This window comes from Pseudoalteromonas sp. UBA6610 (assembly GCF_002433295.1).
Lineage (GTDB): Bacteria > Pseudomonadota > Gammaproteobacteria > Enterobacterales > Alteromonadaceae > Pseudoalteromonas > Pseudoalteromonas atlantica.
In genome coordinates, this window is sequence record NZ_DJHW01000023.1 from 18,136 (window position 1) to 22,232 (window position 4,097).

Sequence of the window (4,097 nt, forward strand, 5' to 3'; positions counted from 1 at the left end):
TAACACATTAACCATTTCAAGCGCGCCTAATGCCGCTTCGCCGCCTTTGTTACCCATTTTGGTACCAGCGCGTTCAATTGCTTGTTCAATGCTTTCTGTGGTTAATACGCCAAATGCAACCGGGATATCATACTCAAGCGATACATTTGCAAGGCCTTTGTTAGATTCGCCAGCAACGAGGTCAAAGTGTGGTGTACCACCTCTGATCACTACGCCTAATGCGATGATTGCATCATACTCTTTTTTTGCCGCAATGCGTTTTGCCGCTAAAGGTAACTCTACTGCACCGGGTACATACACAACGGTAATGTCATCATCGGCTACGCCACCAGTACGCTTTAGCTCATCAACAGCACCTTCTAGTAGGCTGCTACCAATAAAATCGTTAAAACGAGAAATAACAATAGCGAATTTTTTGCCTGGAGCGTACTTATTACCTTCAATAATTTTCATTTGATAACCCTAAAAATATGTTCAAGCGGTTGCGATTGCGCAAAAATTGCTGCGCATCATACCATAAAAATAAAAAAATAGACTAGTTAAAAGCTGAGCCCTTATTGTGGCTCAACGTAATCAACCACTTCTAAATGAAAGCCCGAAAGTGCATGGTACTTTTTAGGGCGACTCATTAAGCGCATTTGCTTAATACCTAAATCAGCCAGTATTTGCGAGCCCACACCAACAGTACGCGATGTACCTTTAAATTTACGCGGCGTAACATTCTCGCCAGCATCGGCAGCAGCAAACGCTTTTACTGTGGCCTCTAGCTCTTCGGTGCTTTCTTGTTTGCCTAAAATAACCAGTGCACCATTATTTTTTGCAATGTAAGCCATTGCATCAGAAAGCCCCCAGCTACGGTCCGCACTTCTGTCTGAAAGTAAAATGTCGTTAAAGGTGCTTTGTAAGTGCACGCGCACAAGCGTTGGTTCTTGCTCTTTAATTTCGCCTTTTAGCAATACGTAGTGCAGTTGGCCGTCAATCGTATCTTTGTAGGTTACTAAATCAAACTCACCGTGCTCAGTGGGTAATTTACACTTAGCCACTTGCTCTATGGTGGTTTCGTTAAGGTTTCGGTATTCAATTAAATCTGCAATTGTGCCAATTTTAATACCATGCTCTTTAGCAAATACTTCTAAATCAGGGCGGCGCGCCATAGTGCCATCGGCATTGAGGATTTCTACAATAACTGATGAAGCTTCAAGGCCGGCTAAACGTGCTAAATCACACCCAGCTTCGGTGTGGCCTGCGCGCGTTAACACGCCACCTGGTTGTGCCATAATAGGAAAAATATGCCCAGGTTGTACGATATCGCTTGGTACAGCACCCTTTGCAATTGCCGCTTGAACTGTACGCGCTCTATCGGCTGCTGATATACCCGTTGTTACGCCTTTGGCAGCTTCAATCGACATAGTAAAGTTAGTAGAAAACGCTGCGCCATTGTTTTTAACCATTAACGGTAAATCAAGCTGCTCACAACGCTCTTGCGTCATAGTTAAACAAATTAAGCCACGACCATGGGTGGCCATAAAGTTAATTGCTTCGGCGCTAATGTGCTCTGCTGCAATGATTAAATCACCTTCGTTTTCTCTGTCTTCGTCATCCATTAAAATAACCATTTTACCGGCTTTAATGTCATCGATGATTTCTTGTGCGCTGTGTAAATTCATAAATTTGCTCGTGTAAGTTATCAGTGTCGTTATTTAACAAAACCAGCTTTAGCTAGTAAGCTCATTGAAATATCTGAGCCAGTCGGCTGCTCAGCCCCTTTAATAAGGCGCTCTAAATAACGTGCAATTTGGTCGACTTCTAAATTAACGCGTGTGCCCACTTTAAAATCAGCAATGGTGGTTTGCTCGCTTGTGTGCGGCACTATGGTTAATTTAAATTTATTACCTTGTACAGCGTTTACTGTCAGGCTTATACCATCTATACATACAGACCCTTTGTAAGGAATGTACTTCATTAAGTTTTCATCGGTGCTTAGCCAATATTCTGTGGCGCGCGCATTACTAGTAATGGCTGTAATGGTTGCAATGCCATCAACATGACCTGACACTAAATGCCCGCCTAAACGTGAAACCGGCTGCATGGCTTTTTCAAGGTTAACTGTTTGGCCAATATTATAATTTGCAAACCCAGTTAAGCTGATAGTTTCGTTTGATAAGTCGGCACTAAAGCCATCAATGTGCTTATCAACTACCGTTAAACATACGCCATTTGTGGCAATGCTATCGCCAAGCTTTACATCGCTCATATCAAGATTAGCGCTTTGAATGCGAATGGCTAAATCGCCTTGTTTTTTTTGTAATAGCGCAATTTTGCCTGTGGCTTCAATTATTCCAGTAAACATAGCCCTACTCTTTTAATTAAGTGGTTGGAGTGTGTTTTGTGGCGGTTATACGTAAATCATCGCCTATTTTCACACACTCTTTAAACGTCAAATTAACGGTGTTTTGCATATCTGTTAGCGGTGCAAAATTAACTAAGCTTTTTGCATCGCCCCCCATTAGTTTAGGCGCGAGATAAAATATATATTCGTCTATTAAATTAAGCTCTGTCATTTTACCGGCAAGTGTAGCACCCGCTTCTAAATAAACATGATTAAATTGCAGCTTAGCAAGGTGCGCTAAAACAGACGTTAAATTAACTTTGTTATTTTGCTGTGGCACTTCTATATGCCTTACAAAATGCGGCCACTGCGTTGATTTATCAACCTTGGTAGTAAAAATTATTATTTCACTTTCAATATTAAATACTGCCAGCTCTGGTGTAAGCCTATTTTGTGAGTCAATTATAACACGCACCGGTTGGCGTAGGGGTAATTCAGTAGGCAAAGCCTGTGGCAACTCGCTTAACCTCACATTGAGCTTAGCATCATCGGTAATAACCGTATCAGCGCCCGTTAAAATAGCGCAGCTTTGTGCTCGGTGTAGTTGTACATCTTGTCGCGCAGCGCTGCCGGTGATCCACTTACTTTGGCCATTTTTAAGCGCGGTTTTACCATCAATGCTGGCCGCCATTTTACACGTAACATACGGAAGTCCCTGCTCCATACGCTTAAAAAAACCTAAATTAAGTGCGCGCGCTTGCTGCTCTAAAAGCCCAAATGCCACCTCAATACCGGCATCGCTGAGTATTTTAAGCCCTTTACCTGCTACTTGTGGGTTGGTGTCGACCATAGCTGCAATAACTTTTACTACACCTGCGGCTTTTAAACCCTCTGCACACGGCGGAGTGAGTCCGTAATGGCTACACGGTTCAAGCGTAACATACGCAGTCGCGCCTTTTGCGTTTTCACCTGCTACAGCAAGAGCATTAACCTCAGCATGCCCCTGCCCAGCTAATTGATGAAACCCTTCACCAATTATGTTGTTATCTTTAACTAAAACACACCCTACATTAGGATTGGGGGTGGTTGTAAATCGCCCTTTTTTTGCAAGCTCGATGGCACGTGCCATGTACATTTCATCTTGCGCAGTAAAGGTTGTTTGGTTTTGCATTATTACTCCCCTAAACGGGCAATTTCTTCACCAAATTCGCGTATATCTTCAAACGAGCGATACACAGAGGCAAACCGCACATAGGCTACTTTATCCAGTTTTTTAAGCGCCTCCATTATGCACTCACCCACAAGGTGACTTGATATTTCTCTCTCGCCGGTAGCACGCAACTGCGATTTAATAATATTAACCACTTCATCCACTTGCTCTGTACTAACAGGGCGTTTTTCTAGGGCGCGATTAAGGCCATTGAGTAGTTTATCTTCATTAAAGGGTTCTCGGCTGCCATCTTGTTTAATTACACGTGGCATAACTAACTCGGCGCCTTCAAAGGTAGTAAATCGCTCGTGACACTCGTTACATTCACGACGACGGCGAACTTGGTGGCCTCCGCCGACTAGGCGAGAATCAATAACTTTAGTATCTTTTGCGGTACAAAATGGGCAATGCATAACTCGGTACTTCCGTTTTAAAACAAAAAAGGCCGCTATTTAGCGGCCTTTTATCTTAGCAAAAAAAAATAGGGCCTGTTGGCCTTTCAGGGTTAAATTTGTTCTATCTAGGGGTGATTTGATCGCGGCGCGAGGTTTGTAACCT

Annotated in this window: 5 protein-coding genes; all 5 read right to left on the minus strand. The window is 43.1% G+C overall.

The features are described 5' to 3' along the window. On the minus strand, positions 1-453 hold a 453-nt coding region (ribE, locus tag B4F91_RS03435), incomplete at its 3' end, for a 6,7-dimethyl-8-ribityllumazine synthase (protein WP_288635376.1). Between the two features lie 101 nt (positions 454-554). Then, positions 555-1,667, minus strand: coding sequence for a bifunctional 3,4-dihydroxy-2-butanone-4-phosphate synthase/GTP cyclohydrolase II (ribBA, locus tag B4F91_RS03440; protein WP_096042166.1), 1,113 nt, complete (start codon positions 1,665-1,667; stop codon positions 555-557). Between the two features lie 29 nt (positions 1,668-1,696). Further along, positions 1,697-2,350: a riboflavin synthase gene (locus B4F91_RS03445; RefSeq protein ID WP_004586863.1), complete on the minus strand. Its 654-nt coding sequence runs from the start codon at positions 2,348-2,350 to the stop codon at positions 1,697-1,699. Positions 2,351-2,366: 16 nt separating this feature from the next. Beyond that, entirely contained in the window at positions 2,367-3,500 is a 1,134-nt protein-coding gene (ribD, locus tag B4F91_RS03450; protein WP_096042167.1) for a bifunctional diaminohydroxyphosphoribosylaminopyrimidine deaminase/5-amino-6-(5-phosphoribosylamino)uracil reductase RibD, read from the minus strand. A gap of 2 nt (positions 3,501-3,502) precedes the next feature. After that, positions 3,503-3,952 (minus strand): transcriptional regulator NrdR, encoded by a 450-nt coding sequence (gene nrdR / locus B4F91_RS03455; RefSeq protein WP_004586861.1) that lies wholly within the window; start codon positions 3,950-3,952, stop codon positions 3,503-3,505. Between the last annotated feature and the right edge of the window lie 145 nt (positions 3,953-4,097).

Excerpts from the sequence above, each read along its gene's own strand:
- ribD (WP_096042167.1), bottom strand. The coding sequence starts at position 3,500 with ATGCAAAACCAAACAACCTTTACTGCGCAAGATGAAATGTACATGGCA.
- ribBA (WP_096042166.1), bottom strand. The coding sequence starts at position 1,667 with ATGAATTTACACAGCGCACAAGAAATCATCGATGACATTAAAGCCGGT.
- B4F91_RS03445 (WP_004586863.1), bottom strand. The coding sequence starts at position 2,350 with ATGTTTACTGGAATAATTGAAGCCACAGGCAAAATTGCGCTATTACAA.
- nrdR (WP_004586861.1), bottom strand. The coding sequence starts at position 3,952 with ATGCATTGCCCATTTTGTACCGCAAAAGATACTAAAGTTATTGATTCT.